This is a genomic window from Pseudomonas sp. NY15364, from assembly GCF_048068235.1.
Lineage (GTDB): Bacteria > Pseudomonadota > Gammaproteobacteria > Pseudomonadales > Pseudomonadaceae > Aquipseudomonas > Aquipseudomonas mendocina_D.
The window spans coordinates 1-326 of the sequence record NZ_JBLUPX010000103.1 but is presented as its reverse complement, the minus strand read 5'-3'; the positions used below and the strand labels follow the sequence as shown (position 1 = coordinate 326).

The 326-nt window shown below is 59.2% G+C and carries 1 protein-coding gene; it reads left to right on the top strand.

Annotated elements, in window-relative coordinates; genetic code table 11:
• Nucleotides 1-326 (top strand): transposase (locus ACNFCJ_RS24165; RefSeq protein WP_416773906.1); only part of this gene is annotated, 326 nt, incomplete at both ends.

Below are 326 nucleotides of genomic sequence, written 5' to 3'. Positions count from 1 at the left end.
AGAGCGAGGCGCGCATGATGCGTACCCACCAGGGGGCTCGCGTGGCTTATAACGTGCAAAACGCGGTGGATGGCGAGCATGGGCTGATCGTGCATCATGCTGTCACTCAGGACGGCAGCGATAACCAACAACTGGAACCTATGGCCAAGGCTGCCCAGGCGATCCTGGCGCAGGAAGAGCTGACGGTTACAGCCGATGCGGGCTACTCCAATGGCGAGCAGTTTCAAGCGTGTGATGATGCTGGGATTACGGCCTATGTGCCGGAGAATCGGGGCATAAATAACAAGGGCGACGACACGCCGCTATTCGATCGCAGCGCCTTCAGC